The sequence below is a fragment of the Pseudomonas sp. V88_4 genome (assembly GCF_029967985.1).
GTDB lineage: Bacteria > Pseudomonadota > Gammaproteobacteria > Pseudomonadales > Pseudomonadaceae > Aquipseudomonas > Aquipseudomonas glycinae.
On the sequence record NZ_JASCAF010000004.1, the window covers coordinates 1 to 21,016 of the forward strand.

Annotated in this window: 19 protein-coding genes; 12 read left to right on the forward strand and 7 right to left on the reverse strand. The window is 61.4% G+C overall.

What is annotated here, in order from left to right; genetic code table 11:
* Window positions 1-186 precede the first annotated feature (186 nt).
* Both QLG12_RS05710 and QLG12_RS05715 read right to left on the reverse strand, forming a co-directional pair.
* Window positions 187-1,680 carry a CoA-acylating methylmalonate-semialdehyde dehydrogenase gene (locus QLG12_RS05710; protein WP_011332326.1) on the reverse strand — a complete coding sequence of 498 codons (1,494 nt, stop codon included), beginning with the start codon at window positions 1,678-1,680 and terminating at the stop codon, window positions 187-189.
* 77 nt (window positions 1,681-1,757) lie between these two features.
* Window positions 1,758-3,107: an aspartate aminotransferase family protein gene (locus QLG12_RS05715; RefSeq protein WP_011332325.1), complete on the reverse strand. Its 1,350-nt coding sequence runs from the start codon at window positions 3,105-3,107 to the stop codon at window positions 1,758-1,760.
* 139 nt (window positions 3,108-3,246) lie between these two features.
* Here QLG12_RS05715 and QLG12_RS05720 point away from each other — a divergent pair, with 139 nt between their 5' ends.
* The 6 genes from QLG12_RS05720 (at window position 3,247) to QLG12_RS05745 (ending at window position 9,636) form a co-directional block, all read left to right on the forward strand.
* Window positions 3,247-4,167, forward strand: a complete 921-nt coding sequence (locus tag QLG12_RS05720) for a LysR family transcriptional regulator (protein WP_197869819.1) — start codon at window positions 3,247-3,249, stop codon at window positions 4,165-4,167.
* A 95-nt stretch (window positions 4,168-4,262) separates the two neighbouring features.
* Window positions 4,263-4,913 (forward strand): TetR/AcrR family transcriptional regulator, encoded by a 651-nt coding sequence (locus QLG12_RS05725; protein ID WP_064379312.1) that lies wholly within the window; start codon window positions 4,263-4,265, stop codon window positions 4,911-4,913.
* Between the two features lie 8 nt (window positions 4,914-4,921).
* Window positions 4,922-5,503 (forward strand): YigZ family protein, encoded by a 582-nt coding sequence (locus QLG12_RS05730; RefSeq protein WP_282474102.1) that lies wholly within the window; start codon window positions 4,922-4,924, stop codon window positions 5,501-5,503.
* A 537-nt stretch (window positions 5,504-6,040) separates the two neighbouring features.
* A complete protein-coding gene (locus QLG12_RS05735; protein ID WP_282474103.1) occupies window positions 6,041-7,591 on the forward strand; it encodes an ABC transporter ATP-binding protein in 1,551 nt (516 codons plus the stop codon).
* A gap of 12 nt (window positions 7,592-7,603) precedes the next feature.
* On the forward strand, window positions 7,604-8,710 hold the full coding sequence (locus QLG12_RS05740; protein WP_197869822.1) for an ABC transporter permease: 1,107 nt from the start codon (window positions 7,604-7,606) through the stop codon (window positions 8,708-8,710).
* Complete coding sequence (locus tag QLG12_RS05745; RefSeq protein WP_197869823.1) at window positions 8,710-9,636, forward strand: ABC transporter permease; 927 nt, start codon at window positions 8,710-8,712, stop codon at window positions 9,634-9,636. Before QLG12_RS05740 ends, QLG12_RS05745 begins: the two co-directional genes overlap by 1 nt.
* On the opposite strand, the gene QLG12_RS05750 is transcribed toward QLG12_RS05745, so the two are convergent.
* Window positions 9,633-10,049: a hypothetical protein gene (locus QLG12_RS05750; protein WP_282474104.1), complete on the reverse strand. Its 417-nt coding sequence runs from the start codon at window positions 10,047-10,049 to the stop codon at window positions 9,633-9,635. The genes QLG12_RS05745 and QLG12_RS05750 overlap by 4 nt on opposite strands.
* A gap of 83 nt (window positions 10,050-10,132) precedes the next feature.
* On the opposite strand from QLG12_RS05750, the gene QLG12_RS05755 reads away from it, so the two are divergent.
* From QLG12_RS05755 to QLG12_RS05765, 3 genes are all read left to right on the forward strand, one after another.
* Window positions 10,133-10,483 carry a MerR family DNA-binding transcriptional regulator gene (locus QLG12_RS05755; protein WP_282474105.1) on the forward strand — a complete coding sequence of 117 codons (351 nt, stop codon included), beginning with the start codon at window positions 10,133-10,135 and terminating at the stop codon, window positions 10,481-10,483.
* A 36-nt stretch (window positions 10,484-10,519) separates the two neighbouring features.
* Window positions 10,520-11,206: an SDR family oxidoreductase gene (locus QLG12_RS05760; RefSeq protein WP_197869923.1), complete on the forward strand. Its 687-nt coding sequence runs from the start codon at window positions 10,520-10,522 to the stop codon at window positions 11,204-11,206.
* A 183-nt stretch (window positions 11,207-11,389) separates the two neighbouring features.
* Window positions 11,390-12,748, forward strand: a complete 1,359-nt coding sequence (locus QLG12_RS05765; protein ID WP_282474106.1) for an 8-oxoguanine deaminase — start codon at window positions 11,390-11,392, stop codon at window positions 12,746-12,748.
* Window positions 12,749-12,808: 60 nt separating this feature from the next.
* Here QLG12_RS05765 and QLG12_RS05770 read toward each other — a convergent pair whose 3' ends face one another.
* Window positions 12,809-13,900 carry a calcium:proton antiporter gene (locus QLG12_RS05770; RefSeq protein WP_197869827.1) on the reverse strand — a complete coding sequence of 364 codons (1,092 nt, stop codon included), beginning with the start codon at window positions 13,898-13,900 and terminating at the stop codon, window positions 12,809-12,811.
* A 286-nt stretch (window positions 13,901-14,186) separates the two neighbouring features.
* Here QLG12_RS05770 and QLG12_RS05775 point away from each other — a divergent pair, with 286 nt between their 5' ends.
* From QLG12_RS05775 to QLG12_RS05785, 3 genes are all read left to right on the forward strand, one after another.
* Window positions 14,187-15,260 (forward strand): BMP family ABC transporter substrate-binding protein, encoded by a 1,074-nt coding sequence (locus tag QLG12_RS05775; protein ID WP_197869828.1) that lies wholly within the window; start codon window positions 14,187-14,189, stop codon window positions 15,258-15,260.
* A 57-nt stretch (window positions 15,261-15,317) separates the two neighbouring features.
* Window positions 15,318-16,283, forward strand: coding sequence for a 2-oxoglutarate and iron-dependent oxygenase domain-containing protein (locus QLG12_RS05780; RefSeq protein WP_282474107.1), 966 nt, complete (start codon window positions 15,318-15,320; stop codon window positions 16,281-16,283).
* Between the two features lie 81 nt (window positions 16,284-16,364).
* Window positions 16,365-17,318, forward strand: coding sequence for an adenosine deaminase (locus QLG12_RS05785; RefSeq protein WP_282474108.1), 954 nt, complete (start codon window positions 16,365-16,367; stop codon window positions 17,316-17,318).
* A 117-nt stretch (window positions 17,319-17,435) separates the two neighbouring features.
* On the opposite strand, the gene QLG12_RS05790 is transcribed toward QLG12_RS05785, so the two are convergent.
* From QLG12_RS05790 to QLG12_RS05800, 3 genes are all read right to left on the reverse strand, one after another.
* The gene (locus QLG12_RS05790) at window positions 17,436-18,818 is read right to left on the reverse strand and encodes an MFS transporter (protein ID WP_282474109.1); all 1,383 of its coding nucleotides are present in this window, start codon (window positions 18,816-18,818) and stop codon (window positions 17,436-17,438) included.
* A 126-nt stretch (window positions 18,819-18,944) separates the two neighbouring features.
* On the reverse strand, window positions 18,945-19,679 hold the full coding sequence (locus QLG12_RS05795) for a helix-turn-helix transcriptional regulator (protein ID WP_236194625.1): 735 nt from the start codon (window positions 19,677-19,679) through the stop codon (window positions 18,945-18,947).
* Window positions 19,680-19,983: 304 nt separating this feature from the next.
* On the reverse strand, window positions 19,984-20,913 hold the full coding sequence (locus QLG12_RS05800; protein ID WP_236194626.1) for a LysR family transcriptional regulator: 930 nt from the start codon (window positions 20,911-20,913) through the stop codon (window positions 19,984-19,986).
* Between the last annotated feature and the right edge of the window lie 103 nt (window positions 20,914-21,016).

Sequence of the window (21,016 nt, forward strand, 5' to 3'; positions counted from 1 at the left end):
AAACCTACTTAACTCATTGAATCTCAAGGAGTTTTCCGTTTCGACTGCGCCGGAATTGGGGCGAATTATAGAGACTCAGAATCTGCCGTCAACCCTTATTTTCACAATTCTGTCATATCGGTCAAAAAAGCCCCGAAACGCGAAGGCCGACCTTAAAGGTCGGCCTTCCTTGCGCTGCCCTTCTACTTACAAGCTAGGGAATGCAAACTGCGAAGCCTCATGGCTCGCACGCTGTGGCCAGCGCTGAGTGATCGCCTTGCGACGAGTGTAGAAGCGAACACCATCGGGACCATAGGCATGCAGGTCGCCGAACAGCGAACGCTTCCAGCCACCGAAGCTGTGGTAAGCCACCGGCACCGGCAATGGAACGTTGACGCCGACCATGCCGACTTCGATCTCGTCGCAGAACAGGCGCGCCGCTTCACCGTCACGAGTGAAGATGCAGGTGCCGTTGCCGTATTCGTGATCGTTGATCAGTTGCATCGCCTCTTCTAGGCTGTTCACCCGGACGACACACAGCACCGGCCCGAAGATCTCTTCTTTATAGATGCGCATCTCGGGAGTGACGTTGTCGAACAGGCAACCACCGAGGAAGAAGCCTTCCTCATGACCGGCAACGCTCAGACCACGACCGTCGACCACCAGGGTCGCGCCCGCCGCCACGCCGTCTTCCACATAACCGCTGACCTTGTCGCGCGCCTGGCCGGTGACCAACGGGCCCATGTCCAGGCCACAAGAAGTGCCGGCACCGATTTTCAACGCCTTGATCTGAGGAACCAGTTTGGCCACCAGTGCGTCCGCCACCTGATCGCCCACACACACGGCCACAGAGATCGCCATGCAGCGCTCCCCGCAGGAACCGTAAGCCGCGCCCATCAGCGCGCTGACTGCATTGTCCAGATCCGCATCCGGCATCAGCACCGCGTGGTTCTTCGCGCCGCCCAAGGCCTGCACGCGCTTGCCGCGTTTGGTGCCTTCGGCATAGATGTACTCGGCAATCGGTGTCGAACCCACAAAGCTCAGCGCTTTGACTTCCGGCGCTTCGATCAGCGCGTCTACCGCAGTCTTGTCACCGTGCACTACGCTCAGCACCCCTTTCGGCAGACCGGCTTCCAGCAGCAGTTGCGCGATCAGCAGGGTCGAGCTCGGATCACGCTCGGACGGCTTGAGGATGAAGCAGTTACCGCAGACGATCGCCAGCGGATACATCCACAGCGGCACCATCGCCGGGAAGTTGAACGGCGTAATGCCGGCCACCACGCCCAGCGGCTGGAAGTCCGACCACGCATCGATGTTCGGGCCGACGTTGCGGCTGTACTCGCCCTTGAGGATTTCCGGGGCTGCGCAGGCGAATTCGACGTTCTCGATGCCACGCTTCAGCTCACCGGCGGCGTCTTCCAGAGTCTTGCCGTGTTCTTCGCTGATCAACTGCGCAATGCGCGCTTCGTTCTGCTCCAGCAGTTGCTTGAAACGGAACATCACCTGGGCACGCTTGGCCGGTGGCGTGTTGCGCCAGGCCGGGAACGCAGCCTTGGCAGCATCGATGGCGTGCTGGATGGTTTCACGGCTGGCCAGCGGCAGCTTGTGGATAGCCTGACCGGTAGACGGGTTGAACACATCGACCGCGCGACCGTTCTCGGTCACCAGTTCGCCATTGATCAAATGCGGGATAACGCTCATCGGGGAACTCCTGAATTCTTGTGCGCAGACGCCCGCAAGGGGCGCCTGCCATTGGCGTATCTATATAGAAGAAAAAATCAGTCGAGCTTGTTCAGCACTTCGCCGACCGCGTCGAACAGACGATCAAGGTCTTGCGGCTTGCTGTTAAAGGTTGGGCCGAACTGCAGGGTGTCGCCACCGAAGCGCACGTAGAACCCGGCTTTCCACAACGCCATGCCGGCTTCGAACGGACGCACGATAGCGTCGCCGTCACGGCCCGCAATCTGGATGGCACCGGCCAGGCCGAAGTTACGAATGTCGATGACGTTCTTCGCGCCTTTCAGACCATGCAGGGCATTTTCGAAATGCGGTGCGACTTCGGCCACGCTCTGTACCAGGTTTTCCTTTTGCAGCAGGTCGAGTGCCGCAAGACCTGCGGCGCAAGCCACCGGGTGCGCCGAGTAGGTGTAGCCGTGCGGGAATTCCACGGCGTATTCCGGGGTCGGCTGGTTCATGAAGGTCTGATAGATCTCGGAGCTGGCAATCACCGCGCCCATCGGGATCGCGCCGTTGGTGACTTGCTTGGCGATGCACATCAGATCCGGGGTCACGCCGAAGGTGGTGGCGCCGAACATGGTGCCGGTACGGCCGAAACCGGTGATCACTTCGTCGAACACCAGCAGGATGTTGTGCTGATCGCAGATTTCACGCAGACGCTTGAGGTAGCCCTGTGGTGGAACCAGCACGCCAGCGGAACCCGCCATAGGCTCCACGAACACCGCTGCGATGTTCGACGCATCGTGCAGTTCGATCAGCTTCAGCAGCTCATCGGCCAGGGCGATACCACCCTGCTCCGGCATGCCACGGGAGAAAGCATTGCTCGCCAGTAAAGTGTGCGGCAGGTGATCGACATCCATCATCGCCTGACCGAACAGCTTGCGGTTGCCATTGACGCCGCCGAGGCTGGTGCCGGCGATGTTCACACCGTGGTAGCCACGGGCGCGGCCGATCATTTTGGTCTTGGTCGACTGGCCCTTCAGCCGCCAGTAGGCGCGGACCATTTTCACCGCTGTATCGGCGCACTCGGAACCGGAGTCGGTGAAGAACACGTGATTCAGGTTGCCCGGCGTCAGGTCGGTGATTTTCTCCGCCAGCTGGAACGACAGCGGGTGGCCGTACTGGAAGCCCGGCGAGTAATCGAGGGTGCCCAACTGCTTGGCCACCGCTTCCTGGATTTCCTTGCGGGTATGCCCGGCGCCGCAGGTCCACAGACCGGACAGCGAGTCGTACACCTTGCGGCCCTTGTCGTCGATCAGCCAGCTGCCTTCGGCACCAACGATCAGGCGCGGGTCGCGCTGGAAGTTGCGGTTGGCGGTGTACGGCATCCAGTGCGCGTCCAGCTTCAGTTGGCTGGCCAGTGGCGACGGCGCGTTTTCAGGCATGTTCATCGGGCAAAACCTCGCAGGGCAATAAGCTTCAGAGCGATAGAAAGCGTTGTTGCAGCTAAATTGCCACGCGGATAAAGTCGGTGAAATTCAACTCTTCTAACCTTCAGTTAGAACTCTGCTAAACAATGAGCACAACAGCATGAGCAGCCGCCGCCCCGATCCACTGGCCCAGGTCAGTGACTTTGACATTCGCCTGCTGCGGATCTTTCGCAGTGTGGTGGAGTGCGGCGGTTTCTCGGCGGCGGAAACCGTGCTCGGCATCGGTCGCTCGGCGATCAGCCAGCAGATGAGCGACCTGGAACAACGCCTCGGCCTGCGACTGTGCCAGCGCGGACGTGCCGGTTTCTCCCTGACCGAAGAAGGCCGCGAGGTCTATCAATCAGCGCTGCAGCTTTTAAGCGCGCTGGAGAGTTTCCGCACCGAGGTCAACGGCCTGCACCAGCACTTGCGCGGTGAATTGATCATCGGCCTGACCGACAACCTCGTCACCCTGCCCCACATGCGCATTACCCATGCACTGGCGCAGTTGAAGGAGCGCGGACCGGACGTACAAATCCAGATCCGCATGATCGCCCCCAACGAAGTCGAACAAGGTGTGCTCGACGGTCGCCTGCATGTCGGCGTGGTGCCGCAGGCCAGTGCGTTGTCGGGACTCGAATACCAGCCGCTGTACAGCGAGCGCTCGCTGCTTTACTGCGCGGTCGGCCATCCGCTGTTTTACGTCGACGATAAACAGCTGGATGACGAACGTCTGAACAGTCAGGACGCCATTGCCCCGACCTTCCGTTTGCCGGCGGACATCCAGGCGCACTATCAGGCGCTCAATTGCACCGCCAGTGCTTCCGACCGTGAAGGCATGGCGTTCCTGATTCTGACCGGGCGTTACATCGGCTACCTGCCGGATCACTACGCCAGTCTCTGGGTTCAACAAGGTCGCTTGCGTGCGCTCAAGGCCAGTACCCGCTTCTATGATTTGAGCCTGGCCTCGGTCACCCGCAAGGGCCGTCGCCCTCATCTGGTACTGGAAAGTTTTCTCGAAAGCCTGGCCGCCACTCGCTGAGGACCGGAGTTTTATTTGATCGGGGCTTGTCCCGCGCCGGTGGTTGCGCTATCAACGCAACTGGTTGCACCCCACAGACCAACCCGGAAGTGCCTATGACCTTTGAAGTCCCCGCTCACGGCGGCAAACCTGCCAGCCGCATTCGTCAGAAGAACGAAGAGACCATCATCAAAGCCGCCGAAGACGAGTTCGCCCGTCACGGGTACAAAGGCACGAGCATGAACACCATCGCCACCAAGGCCGGGCTGCCCAAGGCAAATCTGCATTACTACTTCAACAACAAACTCGGGTTGTACGTAGCGGTGCTGAGCAACATCCTTCAATTGTGGGACAGCACCTTCAACTCCCTCACGGCCGAGGACGATCCGGCCGAAGCGCTGACCCGCTACATCCGCGCGAAAATGGAATTCTCCCGTCGCCAGCCGCAAGCGTCGCGGATCTTCGCGATGGAAGTGATCAGCGGCGGCGAATGCCTGACCGAATATTTCAACCAGGATTACCGCGCCTGGTTCCAGGGCCGAGCCGGCGTGTTCCAGGCCTGGATCGACGCGGGCAAGATGGACCCGGTCGACCCGGTTCACCTGATCTTCCTGCTGTGGGGCAGCACCCAGCACTATGCCGACTTTGCCACCCAGATCTGCCGGGTGACCGGTCGCAGCAAGTTGACCAAACAGGACATGGAAGACGCCGGCAACAATCTGATCCGCATCATCCTCAAAGGCTGCGGCCTCACTTCTTCTATATAAGTCGCTTTATGTCCTTCACCCTCAGCGGTTTTTGCGAATTCCGCGAAGAGATTCGCAAAAGCCGTTTCATCACCTTCGCCGCGCCGATCACCAGCCCTGCCGAGGCGCAAGCCTTCATCGAGCAGCACAGCGACTTGAACGCCTCGCACAATTGCTGGGCGTGGAAACTCGGCGACCAGTACCGCAGCAACGACGACGGTGAACCCGGTGGCACTGCCGGGCGGCCGATCCTCGCGGCCATCGAAGCGCAGGACTGCGATCAGGTCGCGGTACTGGTGATCCGCTGGTACGGCGGCATTCAACTGGGCACCGGCGGTCTGGCCCGGGCCTATGGCGGCGGTGCCAACAAGTGCTTGCAGGCCGCGCCAAAGATCGAGTTGATCAGTCGCGTGCCCGTGCGTTGCGCCTGTGCCTTTGGCGAATTGGCGCTGGTGAAGCTGCGGGTCGCGGATCTGGGCGGATTGGTGGTCGAGGAAAACTTCACCGCCAACGGCGTCGAATTGCAACTGGCCGTGGGCGAAGCGCACATCGAGCTGCTGCAGAATCAGCTGGCCGATCTGAGCCGTGGGCGCATCCTGCTGCAGCGTTGAAGCCCCGCCATGTTTTAGGGCACAAGCCGATTTGCTTATACCCGTGACTTGCCCACATCCGCTGTGCACCCGGCTGTGGATAACCTGAGCACAGGAGGCTGTAACCCTTCTGTCACGTGGCTTTGCGGGATTTGTTCACTTTTCGTCCAATCGCCCATCACGACAAACAATTTCACGTAAAAACAATCGCTTAGCGTCGTTTATCGCCTTTGGAAGAAAGCCCGGCGGTGCTTATGCCCGGGATTTTGTCTTGCGCACAAATACTGTGGAGCAACCTGTGGATAAGCCGTTCATGCCTCGCGCAGTCGCAGGTTCTGCATGGCTTCGACGGGGTTGCTCGTTTTTTGATCAGTCGGATGCGGGCAAAACTGGAGCCTGATCAAAGGCTTTGCCCCCAAGTGGTGCCGTGCAGGCAACCGAATTCGATTCGCGGGCTCTGCGTTAAAGGCTGGCAAACAGCAGCCGCCTGCGTTCCTGACTCAATGGCCAGGAAATTGCTTTATCCACAGGCACAACTCCAAGCAACCCGAGCCTGTCATGCCAAACCCCACGTCCACACCGCGCCTGCAACTGCGCCATATCAGCAAACGTTATCCCGGTTGCCTCGCCAATGACGCCATCGACCTCAGCATCGCTCCCGGTGAAATCCACGCACTGCTCGGTGAAAACGGTGCAGGCAAAAGCACCTTGATGAAGATCATCTACGGCGTCACCCAGGCCGATTCGGGCGAGATGCTCTGGCAGGGCCACCCCGTGAGCATGCGCAACCCGGCCCAGGCGCGGCAGTTGGGCATCGGCATGGTGTTCCAGCATTTCTCGCTGTTCGAGACCCTGAGCGTGGCGCAGAACATCGCACTGGCGATGGGAGCAGCGGCCGGTTCGCCAAAACAGCTTGAGGCGAAAATCCGTGACGTGTCCTGCCGATATGGCATGGCGCTGGAACCCCAGCGACTTGTCCACAGCCTGTCGATCGGTGAACGGCAACGGGTCGAGATTGTTCGTTGCCTGATGCAGGACATTCGTCTGCTGATTCTCGATGAGCCGACCTCGGTGCTCACGCCGCAGGAAGCCGACGAGTTGTTCGTCACCCTGCGCCGACTCGCGGCCGAGGGCTGCAGCATTCTGTTCATCAGCCACAAACTCGGCGAGGTGCGCGCCTTGTGCCACAGCGCCACGGTGCTGCGTGGCGGTCGAGTGGCCGGGCATTGCGTACCGGCCGACTGCACTGATCGGCAACTGGCGCAATTGATGGTGGGTGACGCCGCGACCTTGATCGGCGACTTTACAAAGGTCACCGGTGGCGCGGCGTTTCTGCAGGTCAGCGGTCTGAACTGGCACAACCCTGACCCGTTCGGCTGCTCGCTGTGCGACATCGATCTGCAAGTGCGCAGCGGCGAAATCGTCGGCATTGCCGGCGTGGCGGGCAACGGTCAGGACGAATTACTGGCCTTGCTCAGCGGCGAACAGACACTGCCCCTCGACGCAGCGCAAACCATCTGTTTCCAGGAACATGCCATCGCCGATCAGCGCCCGGATGCGCGACGCAAACTCGGCCTGGCGTTCGTCCCCGCCGAACGCCTCGGGCACGGTGCGGTGCCGGACATGAGCCTGGCGGATAACGCCCTGCTCACCGCCTTTCAACAAGGCCTGGTCAGCCACGGCTTGATCAAGCGCGGCAAGGTCGAAACCCTGGCACAAACGATCATCCAGCGCTTCGGCGTGAAAACCCCGGACACCCAGACCGCCGCCCGCAGCCTGTCCGGCGGCAACCTGCAGAAATTCATCCTCGGCCGGGAAATCCTCCAGCAACCGAAACTGCTGATCGCCGCGCACCCGACCTGGGGCGTGGATGTCGGCGCGGCGGCCACCATTCATCGGGCGCTGATTGCCCTGCGCGATGCCGGGGCGGCGATTCTGGTGATCTCCGAAGACCTCGACGAACTGTTCCAGATCAGCGACCGCCTCGGCGCGCTGTGCGGCGGGCGCCTGTCGGCGTTGCAGGACACGGCGCAAACCCGCCTCAGCGACGTCGGCGGCTGGATGGCCGGCCAGTTCGCCCCCCCTCAATCACAACCGGCCACGGTTTAACGGAGTTTTTCCATGTTGCTTTCCCTCGAACCCCGTGGCCGGCAATCGCGCCTGATGCTGTGGTGCTCGCCGGTACTGGCGGCGGCGCTGACGCTGGTCTGCGGATCTTTACTGTTCGTCGCTCTCGGTCACGACCCGCTGAAAACCCTGCACACGTTGTTGATCGCCCCGGTCAGCGACCTGTATGGCGTCTCCGAGCTGCTGGTTAAAACCTTGCCGATCCTGTTGTGTGCGTTGGGGCTGGCGGTGGCTTATCAGGCGCGGATCTGGAACATCGGCGCCGAAGGCCAACTGCTGCTCGGCGCCCTGGCCGGCAGTGCGCTGGCGGTGAACATCATCGATCTGCAAAGCCGTTGGGCGCTGGTGCTGATCCTTCTTACCGGCACTTTCGCCGGCGCTGCCTGGGCCGGGCTCACCGCCTGGTTGCGCACACGCTTCAACGCCAACGAAATCCTTACGAGCATCATGCTCAATTACATCGCGCTGAACCTGTTGCTGTTCTGCGTGCACGGGCCGCTAAAGGATCCGGCCGGATTCAACTTTCCCGAGTCGGCAATGTTCAGCGACGCCAGCCGCCTGCCACTGTTGATGGAGGACGGTCGGGCGCACATCGGCGTGTATTTCGCCTTGCTCGCGCTGGTCGCGGTGTGGGTGTTGTTGCAGAAAAGCTTCGTCGGTTTCCAGATCAAGGTGTTGGGGTTGGACCAGCGTGCGGCAGGGTTTGTCGGGTTTCGCGAGAAGCGGCTGATCTGGCTCGCACTGTTGATCAGCGGTGGATTGGCCGGGCTTGCCGGTGTCTGCGAAGTCACCGGGCCGATCGGTCAACTGGTGCCACAGGTCTCGCCGGGCTACGGCTATGCGGCGATCACCGTGGCGTTTCTCGGGCGGCTCAATCCCATCGGGATTCTGTTTTCCAGCCTGTTGATGGCGCTGCTGTACATCGGTGGCGAGAGTGCGCAGATGACGCTGAATCTGCCGCAGGCAATCACTCAGTTGTTCCAGGGAATGATGCTGTTTTTCCTGCTGGCCTGTGACGTGCTGATCCTCTATCGGCCACGCCTGAACCTGCGCTGGGTGCGGCGCACTTCTACTACCGCCGTAACCGCCGGAGCGCTGTGATGGATATCGATCTGCTGAGCAATATTTTCTACGCCATGGTGCGTTGCGGTACGCCACTGCTGCTGGTGGCGCTGGGTGAATTGATTTGCGAGAAGAGCGGCGTACTCAACCTAGGTCAGGAAGGCATGATGCTGTTTGGCGCGGTGATCGGTTTCATCGTCGCGTTCAACAGCGGCAACCTTTGGTTGGGCGTGGTGTTGGCGATGCTCGCCGGGATGCTGCTGTCGTCACTGTTTGCGCTGGTGGCGCTGGTATTCAACGCCAATCAGGTGGCGACCGGGCTGGCGCTGACGATTTTCGGCGTCGGCCTGTCGACCTTTGTCGGCGCGGCGTGGGTCGGCAAACCGCTGGCGGGATTCGAGCCGCTGGCGATTCCATTCTTGAGTGAAATCCCGCTGATCGGCCGCATGCTGTTTGCCCAGGATCTGCTGGTTTACCTGTCATTCGCGCTGTTTGCGCTGGTGGCGTGGGTGATCGTGAAAAGCCGTGTCGGGCTGATCATTCAAGCGGTCGGCGAGAACCCGGATGCGGCCAGTGCCATGGGCTTGCCGGTGCTGACCGTGCGCACACTGGCGGTGCTGTTTGGCGGCGCAATGGCCGGGTTGGCCGGCGCTTATCTGTCGCTGGCTTACACGCCGATGTGGGCCGAGAACATGACCGCCGGACGCGGCTGGATCGCCTTGGCGCTGGTGGTGTTCGCCAGTTGGCGGGTGTGGCGCTTGCTGCTCGGCGCGTATCTTTTCGGACTCGCCAGCATCCTGCACCTGGTGGCGCAGGGGTTGGGGCTGGCGATTCCTTCGAGTCTGCTGGCGATGTTGCCGTACGTCGCGACGATTCTGGTGCTGGTGCTGTTGTCGCGCGATGCAGTGCGTACACGGTTGTATGCGCCGGTATCACTGGGGCAGCCGTGGCAGGCCGGGCACTAAGCCGTTACGGCTCGCGACAGCGACCGAACCGGCAACGCCTGAGCAATGCCCCACGCCACTTCGAGAACCAGGAATCCCACCACCAACGAACTGGCGCCGTGGGCCAGGGCATAGGTCATCCACGCGGCGAACAGAAATCGCGTCACCGCGTCATAGCGCCCATAAACCGGCTGCGGATCACGAATCCGCAGCACCGCCCACATGCACACCACCGAACCGAACAAATTGGCTATCAACAGGTGCGCAGGTTCGAACGGCGGCAGCTCGCCGGGCAGCTCCAGCGCCTGACTGAGCGCCGTCAGCAACCCATGCAACACAGCAAAACTCCACGGTGTGACAAACGCCGCCGTCACGATCAAGTCATACCAGGCGCTGCCGCGCACCACCTGCCGATACTGCGTTGAAGTCCACATCATCCTTGCTCCAAAAATTCAGGGAGCAACTACGGTAAAGCCTGGAGTATGCTCCAGGGTCAAACACTTTCGAGACCTGCAAGATGCGCATCGGTGAGTTAGCCCAGGCCTGCGATGTCAGCCGTGACACGCTGCGTTTTTACGAGGAGCGCGGATTGATCGCGGCGCAACGCAGCGCCAACGGTTATCGCGACTATCCGCCGGAAATGGTGCGACTGGTGCTCTATATCAAAACGGCGCAGCGTCTGGGCTTTACCCTCGGTGAGATCGGCAGCAGCGTTGGCGCGTTGTGGCACTCGCCAAACCCCGACACCACCGTCACGCAATTGCTGCAAGACAAGCTCAAGCTGGTCGAAACCCGCATGGCCGAACTCGGTGAGTTGCGCCAGGAATTGCAGCATCGGCTCGGTCAACGTTGTCCATTGAACCCGTGATCTTTCAACTTTCAAGGAAAGCCAATCATGTCCGCACTGAATCCTGCCAAGCACGCACTGGTCATTGGCGCCTCCCGGGGCCTGGGCCTGGGCCTGGTGAAAACCCTGCTGGCCGACGGCTGGCAAGTCACCGCCACGGTTCGCAATCCTTCCAACGCCGAGGCTCTCAAAGCACTGGGTAACGTGCAGATCGAAAAACTCGACATGGACGACCAGCAAGCGGTGATCGCCCTGAGCCAGAAGCTCAAGGGCGAGACCTTCGACCTGCTGTTCGTCAACGCCGGGGTCAAAGGCCCTGAGGTGCAGACCCCGGGCGGCGCAACGCTGGCCGAAGTCGGTCAGTTGTTTTTCACCAATGCGGTGGCACCGATCAATCTGGCCCAGCGCTTTGTCGGGCAGATCCGCGATGGCAGCGGCGTGCTGGCGTTCATGAGTTCGGTGCTCGGCAGCGTGACCATGCCCGACGCGCCGGAACTGGCGCTGTACAAGGCCAGCAAAGCGGCGCTGAACTCGATGACCAACAGCTTCGTCACTCAGTTGGGCGAGCAGAAACTCACGGTGCTGTCGCTGCATCCGGGCTGGGTGAAAACCGACATGGGCGGCGAAGGTGCCGACATCGACGTGGAGACCAGCACCCGTGGCCTGGTGGATCAGGTGGATGCGTTCGCCGGCAAGGGCGGTCATCACTTCGTGAACTACAAGGGTGAAACCATTCCCTGGTAATCACTGAACCCTGTGGGGGCTTGCCCCCGCAGGGTGATCCCGGTGTCTGGTCGGGTTGGGCTTGCCCGTCGCAACATTTTGTTCGAAACTCCGCACCTCGCCCCTCGCGGCGACCCTGGATCAGCAGACAGGGCAACACTGAGCTGGCAACCCTGAACCCCACTTTCAGAGGAGCCGGCCACAATGCCTGCGACCCGTATCTGGTTAAAAAATCCCCTCGCCATTTTCACGGCCAACGGTCTCGATGCCCGTGGCGGTCTGGTGCTGCAAGACGGTGTGATCACCGAAGTGCTCGGCGCCGGCCAGCAACCTTCCGCGCCATGCAATGAAGTGTTCGACGCCCGTGAGCACGTGATCCTTCCGGGCCTGATCAATACCCATCACCACTTCTATCAGACCCTGACCCGCGCCTGGGCACCGGTGGTCAATCAGCCGTTGTTCCCGTGGCTGAAAACCCTGTATCCGGTCTGGGCGCGCCTGACGCCTGAAAAACTTGCCCTCGCCAGCAAAGTCGCACTGGCCGAGTTGCTGTTGTCGGGGTGCACCACCGCTGCCGATCACCATTACCTGTTCCCGGATGGCCTGGAAAACGCCATCGACGTGCAAGTCGAAAGCGTGCACGAACTGGGCATGCGCGCCATGCTCACCCGTGGTTCGATGAGCCTCGGCGAGAAGGACGGCGGCCTGCCTCCGCAGCAGACCGTGCAGGAAGGCCAGGTGATTCTCGACGACAGCCAGCGGCTGATTCACGAGTACCACGAACGTGGCGACGGCGCGCAAATCCAGATCGCCCTGGCGCCGTGCTCGCCGTTCTCGGTGACCCCGGAAATCATGTCCGCCAGCGCCGAACTGGCAAACAAACTCGATGTGCGTCTGCACACCCACCTTGCTGAAACCCTCGACGAAGAAGATTTCTGCCTGCAACGCTTCGGCCTGCGCACCGTGGATTATCTGGACAGCGTCGGCTGGCTCGGCCCGCGCACGTGGCTGGCCCACGGCATCCATTTCAACCCCGACGAAATCGCCCGCCTCGGCGCGGCCGGCACCGGCATCTGCCATTGCCCGAGTTCGAACATGCGTCTGGCGTCCGGCATCTGCCCGAGTATCGAACTGACCGATGCCGGCGCACTGTTGGGTCTCGGCGTGGATGGCTCGGCGTCCAACGATGCGTCGAACATGATCCTCGAAGCGCGTCAGGCTCTGTACATCCAGCGCCTGCGCTATGGCGCCGAGAAGATCACTCCGGAACGTGTGCTGGGCTGGGCGACCAAGGGTTCGGCGAGCCTGTTGGGCCGTACCGACATCGGTGAGCTGGCGGTGGGCAAGCAGGCGGATCTGGCGTTGTTCAAGCTCGATGAACTGCGCTTCTCCGGCAGCCATGACCCGATCTCGGCGTTGCTGTTGTGCGGCGCGGATCGGGCGGATCGGGTGATGGTCGGCGGCAAGTGGCGTGTGGTTGACGGGCAGGTTGAAGGGCTGGATCTCAAAGGCCTGATTGCCGATCACAGCCAGGCGGCTCGGCAGTTGATTGCCGGTAACTGATCCAAGCGGAAGTTTGAATGTGGGAGCAAGCCCGCTCCCACATTTGGTTTTGTGATCGGCTCAGAGGCCCAGCAGCGACAACATGATGAACGTCGCAAACAACACAAAGTGGGTCATGCCCTCAATCGCATTGGTCTCGCCGTCATTGAGGTTGATCGCGCTGACGATCAGCGTGATGAAGATCATCACCGTCTGCACCGGCGTCATCGCCATCTGAAACGGCTGCCCCGTGTAGAGCGCCATCGCCTCCATCACCGGCACGGTCAAAATCACCGTCGATAACGAAGCGCCCATCGCAATGTTGACTACCGACTGCATGCGGTTGGCCAACGCCGCGCGCAACGCGGTCAAAATCTCCGGCGCCGCCGAAATCGCCGCCACCAGAATCGCCGTGATCACCGGCGGAGCACCCGTCCCTTCCAGGCCCAGATCGAGGGTCTTGGACATCACCTCGGCCAGTGCGCCGATCACCACCACACCGAACACCAGAATGCCGATCGACAGCGCCAGGCTGAGCGGTTTCGGCTCCTGTTCCACGGGCTCTTTCTTGCGGCGTTTGTCCGGGTAGCTGTAGCTGAAAAAGTAGCTGTGCGGCCCGACCTGCATGCGCAGGAACAACGCATAAAGCAGCACCATCGCGCCGATGGTGAACGCCGAATAGATTTTCCAGTTAGCCTCGGGAATGAACTCCGGCACCACCATCGACACACCCATGGCGGTGAGGATCATCACGCTGTAGCTGCGGGCCGAATCATCGTTGTAGGACTGCTCGCCATGCTTGATCCCGCCCATCAGCGCGGCGAGCCCCAGGATGCCGTTGATGTCGAGCATCACAGCCGAATAGATCGTATCGCGCACCAGTGTCGGCGAGGCTTCGTTGCTCATCATGATCGCCAGGATCACCACCTCCACCAGCACGGCAGCGAGGGTCAGGATCATCGTGCCGTAGGGGTCGCCGACTTTTTCCGCGAGCAGTTCAGCGTGGTGGGCGACGCGCATCGAGGCGGCGACGATGAACGCGATCAACACCAGCCCGGCCGCCAGGGCGACGAACTGGCCGCTGTGCAGCAACCAGTGCTCCAGCGGATACGCAACACAGGTGGCGATAACGGCCAGCAGCAGAAAGCTTTCTTGCTTGAGGATGGTGAGCATGGCGGGCCTTTTTACCGAAGAGTGCGAATGAGCTACTGACTGCGGGGCGGCGCTAATGGTTCGTTACACCTTAGCGCACCAGCCGATGGCAGCTTTATCTACGCCTGCACTTTTATTGGCCTTTACGGCCTCTTCGCGGGCAAGCCCGCTCCCACAGGGATCGCAGCGTTTTGTGGGAGCGGGCTTGCCCGCGATGGGCGCGCCTCGGTTTCAAGCCAGATTGTTGTCCGCTTGGTCAGCCTTTTGCATTGCCCTCCCCACACACAACAAAAGGGAGTACGCGTTCATGCAAAAACGTCCACTGCAAACACTGCTGTGCATCGCCATGGGCCTTGGCCTCAGCCTGAGCGCCAGTGCCGCCGATCCACTGAAAGTCGGTTTCGTCTACATCGGCCCCATCGGCGACCACGGCTGGACGTATCAGCATGAACAGGGGCGCAAGGCGCTGGCGGAAAAACTCGGTTCGCAGATCACCACCAACTATGTGGAAAACGTCGCCGAGGGCGCGGATGCCGAGCGGGTGATCCGCAACATGGCCAAGGACAACTACGACCTGATTTTCACCACCTCTTTCGGCTACATGAACCCGACGGTGAAAGTCGCCAAGCAGTTTCCCAAGGTGACCTTCGAACACGCCACCGGCTACAAGCAGGACAAGAACCTCGGCACCTATCTCGCGCGTACCTATGAGGGACGCTACGTCGGTGGTTTCCTCGCGGCGAAGATGACCAAGAGCAAAAAAATCGGCTACGTCGCCTCGTTCCCGATCCCGGAAGTGATCCGTGACATCAACGCCATTCAACTGGCCTTGAACAAGTACAACCCCGGCACCGAAATCAAAGTGGTGTGGGTCAACTCGTGGTTCGACCCGGGCAAAGAGGCCGATGCCGCCAACGCGCTGATCGATCAGGGTGTGGACGTGGTGTTCCAGCACACCGACAGTCCGGCGCCGATCCAGGCTGCCGAGCGGCGTGGTGTTTATGCCGTGGGCTACGCTTCGGACATGGCGCACTTCGGGCCGAAAGCGGTACTGACTTCGATCGTCAACGACTGGGCGCCGCACTACATTCAGGCGACCCAGAGCGTGATCGACCACAACTGGAAATCCCAGGACTACTGGGGCGGGTTGAAGGAAGGCACGGTCGAACTGCCGATCAGCGATCTGGTGCCGGCACCGGTGAAGGCCGAAGCCGAGCAGATCATCGCCGACATCAAGAGCGGCGCCCTGCAACCGTTCACCGGGCCGATCAAGGATCAGGCCGGGGTCGAGAAAATCCCGGCGGGGGTCAGCGCCACCAACGCCGAACTGGCGTCGATGAATTACTACGTCGAAGGCATGAAGGCCGAGATGCCGAAGTAATCCACCGGCCCCTGACCGCTCCCTCTGCATGGGAGCGGTCGCTAACGAGCATTCGAAATGAACCAACTTCCGATCATCGACATCTCGCCGCTCTACTCCGACGACCAGAACGCCTGGTCCGCCGTCGCCGAACAGATCGACCACGCCTGCCGCGAATGGGGCTTCTTCTACATCAAGGGCCATCCGATTTCTGCGCAGCGCATCGAATCCCTGCTCAATCACGCCCGGCACTTTTTCGCGCTGCCGGAAGCGGAAAAGCTCAAGATCGACATCACCCAGACCCGTCATCACCGCGGCTACGGCGCCATCGCCACCGAACAGCTCGACCCGGACAAACCCAGCGACCTCAAGGAAACCTTCGACATGGGCCTGCACCTGCCGGCCGATCATCCCGAGGTGCTGGCAGCAAAACCCTTGCGTGGCCCCAACCGTCATCCTGCCATTCCCGGCTGGGAAACTTTGATGGAACAGCACTACCTCGACATGCAAGCGCTCGCGCAAACCCTGTTGCGGGCCATGACTCTGGCGCTGGGCATCGAGCGCGACTTCTTCGATACACGCTTCAACGAGCCGGTCAGCGTGCTGCGGATGATCCACTACCCGCCGCGCCACACCGCCAGCTCCGCCGAACAGCAAGGTGCGGGCGCGCACACCGATTACGGCTGCATCACGTTGTTGTATCAGGACGCGGCCGGCGGCTTGCAGGTGAAAAACGTCAGAGGCCAGTGGATCGACGCACCGCCCATCGACGGCACCTTCGTGGTCAACCTCGGCGACATGATGGCGCGCTGGAGCAACGACCGTTATCGCTCGACCCCGCACCGGGTGATCAGCCCGCTCGGGGTGGATCGCTACTCGATGCCATTCTTCGCCGAGCCGCATCCGGATACTCGCATCGAGTGCCTGCCCGGTTGCCAGGACGCACAGCATCCGGCGAAATATCCGACCACCACCTGCGCCGAATTCCTGCTCTCGCGCTTCGCCGATACCTACGCCTATCGACGGGAGCAGGAAGCGGTGTGATGGATCGGTTGGTCAGGTTTTGCCAATTGTTTCGGCGGGCATCTGTAGAATGCTCGCCATTGCACCTGATGAGAAAAGAATATGTACGACTGGCTCAACGCCCTGCCCAAGGCCGAACTGCACCTGCACCTCGAAGGCTCGCTGGAGCCCGAGCTGCTGTTCGCCCTGGCCGAACGCAACAAGATCGCCCTGCCTTGGAGCGACGTCGAAACCCTGCGCAAGGCTTACGCCTTCAACAACCTGCAGGAATTCCTCGACCTGTATTACCAGGGCGCCGACGTGCTGCGCACCTCCCAGGACTTCTACGACCTGACCTGGGCCTACCTGCTGCGCTGCAAAGAACAGAACGTGATTCACACCGAGCCATTCTTCGATCCGCAGACCCACACCGACCGTGGCATCCCGTTCGAAGTGGTGCTCAACGGCATCGCCGCCGCGCTGAAGGATGGCGAGCAGCAACTGGGCATCACCAGCGGCCTGATCCTGAGTTTCCTGCGTCACCTGAGCGAAGACGAAGCACAGAAAACCCTCGACCAGGCGCTGCCGTTCCGTGATGCGTTTGTTGCGGTAGGTCTGGACAGTTCCGAAATGGGCCACCCGCCGAGCAAGTTCCAGCGCGTGTTCGACCGCGCCCGTCACGAAGGCTTCCTGACCGTTGCCCACGCCGGCGAAGAAGGCCCGCCGGAGTACATCTGGGAAGCCATCGACCTGCTGAAAATCCAACGCATCGACCATGGCGTACGTGCCATCGAAGACCAGCGCCTGATGCAGCGGATCATCGATGAGCAGATCCCGCTGACCGTGTGCCCGCTGTCGAACACCAAGCTCTGCGTGTTCGATCACATGTCCCAGCACAACATCCTCGACATGCTCGAGCGTGGCGTGAAAGTCACGGTGAACTCCGATGACCCGGCGTACTTCGGTGGTTACGTGACCGAGAACTTCCATGCGCTGCACACCCACCTGGGCATGACTCAGGATCAGGCCAAGCGTCTGGCGCAGAACAGCCTGGATGCGCGGCTGGTAAAACCATAAAGAGCAATACAAAAACTGTGGGAGCGGGCTTGCCCGCGATGAGGCCATCACTTCCAACATCCATGTTGACTGACGGTCCGCCATCGCGGGCAAGCCCGCTCCCACAGGGTGCTGTATTCAGCTGAGCATCTCGGTTTCAGTCAGCTCTTCCAGCGTCTTGCCCCGGGTCTCCATCCCGAACAGCCACACCACTCCCGCCGCAATCGCAAAGCACAACGCCCCCAGCGCAAACACCCCGCCCTGCCCGGTAATCGGGAACACCAGCCCGGTGACCAATGGCCCGAGCAGCGAACCCACCCGGCCGATAGCCGAGGCGAACCCCGAGCCCGTCGCCCGCGCCGAGGTCGGGTACAGTTCCGGCGTGTAGGTGTAGAGCACCGCCCACATCCCGAACAGAAAAAACTGCATCAACAGTCCGGTGCCGATCAGCAGCGCCACGTTACCGCCGAACACTGCGCTCTGCCCGTAAAGAAACGCCATCACCCCGCCGCCGAGCAACGTGACGATGCACACCGGCTTGCGCCCCCAGCGCTCCACCAGCCAGGCCGCCATCAGGAAGCCGGGAATTCCGCCGAGGGAAATCAGCACCGTGTAATACACCGACTGGGTCACGGCAAAACCCGATTGTTGCAGCAACGCACTGAGCCACGAGGTCAGGCCGTAGAAACCGAGCAGTGCGAAAAACCACAGGCTCCAGATCATCGTCGTGCGTTGGCGATAAAGCGGCGACCAGATCTGCTTCAGCGCCGAAAGGAAATGCCCCGGAGGTGTCACGCTCCGTGGCAGGCGAACCGGTTCCGGCAATGCGGCACCGCCGAGCGATGCCTGTACCCGCGCCTCAATGCCGCGCAGTACCTTGTCCGCCGCGTCATGCTTGCCGGCCTGTTCCAGCCAGCGCGGCGATTCGGGAATGAAAAAGCGGATCGCCAGCACGAACACCGCCGGCACCGCCAGCACCAGAAAGATGTCGCGCCAGCCGATCAACGGCAGCAGGAAATACGACAGCACACCCGCTGCGACAAAACCCAGCGGCCAGAAACCGTCCATCAGCGCTATGTAGCGCCCCCGACGCTGGGCAGGGATCAACTCCGACAACATCGACTGGGCAATCGGAAACTCCATGCCCATGCCGATTCCCAGCAGGATGCGAAACAGCGTCAGACTCTCGACCGTCTGCGCCGTGGAGCACAGGTAACTGGCCACGCCCCACAAGACGATGCTCCACTGGAACACCGGTTTGCGACCGAACCGATCAGCCAGCAATCCGGACAGCGACGCCCCCAGCACCATGCCGAAAAAGCTCGAACTGGCCAGCAGACCGGCCTGCGCACTGCTCAGGCCGAACTCGGCTTTGATCGAGCCGAGCAGGAAGGTCATCATCGCCAGATCCATGGAGTCGAAGAAAAACGCCAGGGCGATGATGATAAAGATGATCCGGTGATATCCGCTGACTGGCAGACGCTCCAGTCGATCTGCCGCACTGAAGTTTCCCGTGTCCATGCCACCTCCTCAATCCAAAAAGTCCCCGGATCGAGTGTGCGCGATAGCGGTTGCGCACTTGTGCCAGATGCGACTTTTCCGCAACCGTTGACGACGTTCAACAGCGAACCTGTGGAAGAAGGCGCTCTACAACGCCATTTCCAGTTCGGTTTCAGAGGCAAACCGATGAATTTCCCGCTGGCCTGCCGCCGTCAGTTGCAGGGCTCGGGAATCGTTGGGCAGCACCAGCCAGCCCGACTGCATGAACAACTGCAGCAGCGCTGCTCCCAGCGATCCGCCCATGTGCGGGCGACGTTCGCTCCAGTCCGGACAGGCACAGGCCACTTGCGCATTGCGGTGGGCCAGGGCCTGGATGTACACGCCGCGCCCGGCCAGTTGCGTCGAGCCTTTGTGTGTCACGACCACCCGGTTTTCAAGCTGCTCGATCCAGCCGGCGTCGAGCAGTCGCTGGTACAGGTCGGCGGCTAGCGTTCCCCCCAGATGGTCGTCGCAAAACCGGGCGCGCAGCAGTGACGAGGGCGCGGCCTGGGGTCTGAAGACGGGCGAGGCACGCTTGAATACGTCGGGAATTTCTCGCGGAGCACTGGCCAGTGTGGCGCTGGCCAGGGCTTCGATGGCCGCGCCGATTTCGGGAGCCGCCAGGCGGAAGAAGCGTTTGCGACCGCGCGCCTCGACCTTCAACAGACCGCCAGCGGACAAACGCCCCAGGTGCGCACTGGCCGACGACGGCGAAAGCCCCGCCAGCAACGCCAGTTCCTCGGTCTGCCGGGCCGAGCCATCCATCAACGCCCACATCATCGCGCTGCGCTTGGGATCGGCCAGCAACGTGGCGATCTGGCTGATGCAAGGTGCATGTTCCATGTATTCACTCCCTGTTGAATCGTATCGTCTACTGCTCATAGACATCTTGACCAGTAATCTGTCGTCGGCCAAGGCGCGCAAAATGCCTTGAGTCGAGGCGAGGCAGCGCGCCACGGCAAGGAAACCGCAGCGTTGTCGCGACCATCGTCCCTACCCCGCCGGAGCGGTCTGATTGTTCTCGTGTCAGCCTTTTGGTGCGGGCATCAGGCGGTCGCTAGTATAAGCGGGTTGTTCGCCGAGTCCTGCGCCGGAGCGGTCGTGGCTGGTGATTGTTCCTGAGAGAAATTTCGCTATTTACCTGCGACTAATGATCAGTCGCCGGGAAAACGGGAAATCGGCTACTCAATTCAGCGCAACGACTGGCGAGCATTTCCCTCAGAAGGTTCACCGGCTTACTTAATTGTGCGCGATGGGCGCACAGCAAATTCAGCGGAGCGCGTTCGCAAAGCAGCTCCGGCAACAGCACTTTCAGCCGTCCCGACAGCACATCGCCGGCCACATCCAGCCACGACTTGTAGGCGATCCCCGCTCCCGCGACCGCCCATAGACGCACCACGTCGGCGTCGTCACTGAAGCGATCGCCACTGACGGTCAGGCTGACCTCACGCTTGCCGTCATGAAAACTCCAGTGGTCATGCACCCGGCCGCCGAGCATATACAGCAGGCAGTTGTGCTGAGCGAGCTGCTCCAGATGCAGCGGCTCGCCGTGCCGTGCCAGATAGGCGGGGGACGCGCACAACACCCGGCGGTTGTGCGGGGCAATCGGCAACGCCACCAGGCTCGAGTCCTCCGGCTCGCCGTAGCGCAAGGCGATGTCCACCGGCTGGCGAAACAGATCGGCGATGCGGTCACCCAGCAGCAGGCGTACCGTCAGTTTCGGGTGTTCGTGCTGAAAATCGTCGAGCCACGGCAACAGCAGGTTGCGCCCGAAGTCCGAGGGCGCCGACAGCTGCAGAATCCCGCTGACCTGGTCCTGCCCGCTGGCCAGCAGGCGGCGCCCCTCATCGAGGTTGCTCAAGGCAGCGCGGGCGTATTCGAGAAACCCTTCACCTTCGGCCGTCAGCCGCAGACTGCGGGTGGAGCGCGCCAGCAAGCGCGCGCCCAGTTGCTGCTCGATCCGCTTGAGCGCGGCGCTGGCCACGGCGGCGGACATGTCCATCACCCGCGCCGCCGCCGACAGACTGCCCAGATCCGCCGCCCGGACAAACAACTGCAAGTCATCGAAACGCAGCATTCCCAGCCTCGATTATCAAAAAAATATTGAAAGAGACTGCTCTTTTAGCCGGTTTTATCTCCGGCAGAAATAGCCAATCATGCCATCCATCGAATTCATCCCG

Bases quoted from the DNA above. Each gene is read 5' to 3' on its own strand.
- QLG12_RS05710 (WP_011332326.1), bottom strand. From the start codon at position 1,680: ATGAGCGTTATCCCGCATTTGATCAATGGCGAACTGGTGACCGAGAAC.
- QLG12_RS05715 (WP_011332325.1), bottom strand. From the start codon at position 3,107: ATGAACATGCCTGAAAACGCGCCGTCGCCACTGGCCAGCCAACTGAAG.
- QLG12_RS05720 (WP_197869819.1), top strand. From the start codon at position 3,247: ATGAGCAGCCGCCGCCCCGATCCACTGGCCCAGGTCAGTGACTTTGAC.
- QLG12_RS05725 (WP_064379312.1), top strand. From the start codon at position 4,263: ATGACCTTTGAAGTCCCCGCTCACGGCGGCAAACCTGCCAGCCGCATT.
- QLG12_RS05730 (WP_282474102.1), top strand. From the start codon at position 4,922: ATGTCCTTCACCCTCAGCGGTTTTTGCGAATTCCGCGAAGAGATTCGC.
- QLG12_RS05735 (WP_282474103.1), top strand. From the start codon at position 6,041: ATGCCAAACCCCACGTCCACACCGCGCCTGCAACTGCGCCATATCAGC.
- QLG12_RS05740 (WP_197869822.1), top strand. From the start codon at position 7,604: ATGTTGCTTTCCCTCGAACCCCGTGGCCGGCAATCGCGCCTGATGCTG.
- QLG12_RS05745 (WP_197869823.1), top strand. From the start codon at position 8,710: ATGGATATCGATCTGCTGAGCAATATTTTCTACGCCATGGTGCGTTGC.
- QLG12_RS05750 (WP_282474104.1), bottom strand. From the start codon at position 10,049: ATGTGGACTTCAACGCAGTATCGGCAGGTGGTGCGCGGCAGCGCCTGG.
- QLG12_RS05755 (WP_282474105.1), top strand. From the start codon at position 10,133: ATGCGCATCGGTGAGTTAGCCCAGGCCTGCGATGTCAGCCGTGACACG.
- QLG12_RS05765 (WP_282474106.1), top strand. From the start codon at position 11,390: ATGCCTGCGACCCGTATCTGGTTAAAAAATCCCCTCGCCATTTTCACG.
- QLG12_RS05770 (WP_197869827.1), bottom strand. From the start codon at position 13,900: ATGCTCACCATCCTCAAGCAAGAAAGCTTTCTGCTGCTGGCCGTTATC.
- QLG12_RS05775 (WP_197869828.1), top strand. From the start codon at position 14,187: ATGCAAAAACGTCCACTGCAAACACTGCTGTGCATCGCCATGGGCCTT.
- QLG12_RS05780 (WP_282474107.1), top strand. From the start codon at position 15,318: ATGAACCAACTTCCGATCATCGACATCTCGCCGCTCTACTCCGACGAC.
- QLG12_RS05785 (WP_282474108.1), top strand. From the start codon at position 16,365: ATGTACGACTGGCTCAACGCCCTGCCCAAGGCCGAACTGCACCTGCAC.
- QLG12_RS05790 (WP_282474109.1), bottom strand. From the start codon at position 18,818: ATGGACACGGGAAACTTCAGTGCGGCAGATCGACTGGAGCGTCTGCCA.
- QLG12_RS05795 (WP_236194625.1), bottom strand. From the start codon at position 19,679: ATGGAACATGCACCTTGCATCAGCCAGATCGCCACGTTGCTGGCCGAT.
- QLG12_RS05800 (WP_236194626.1), bottom strand. From the start codon at position 20,913: ATGCTGCGTTTCGATGACTTGCAGTTGTTTGTCCGGGCGGCGGATCTG.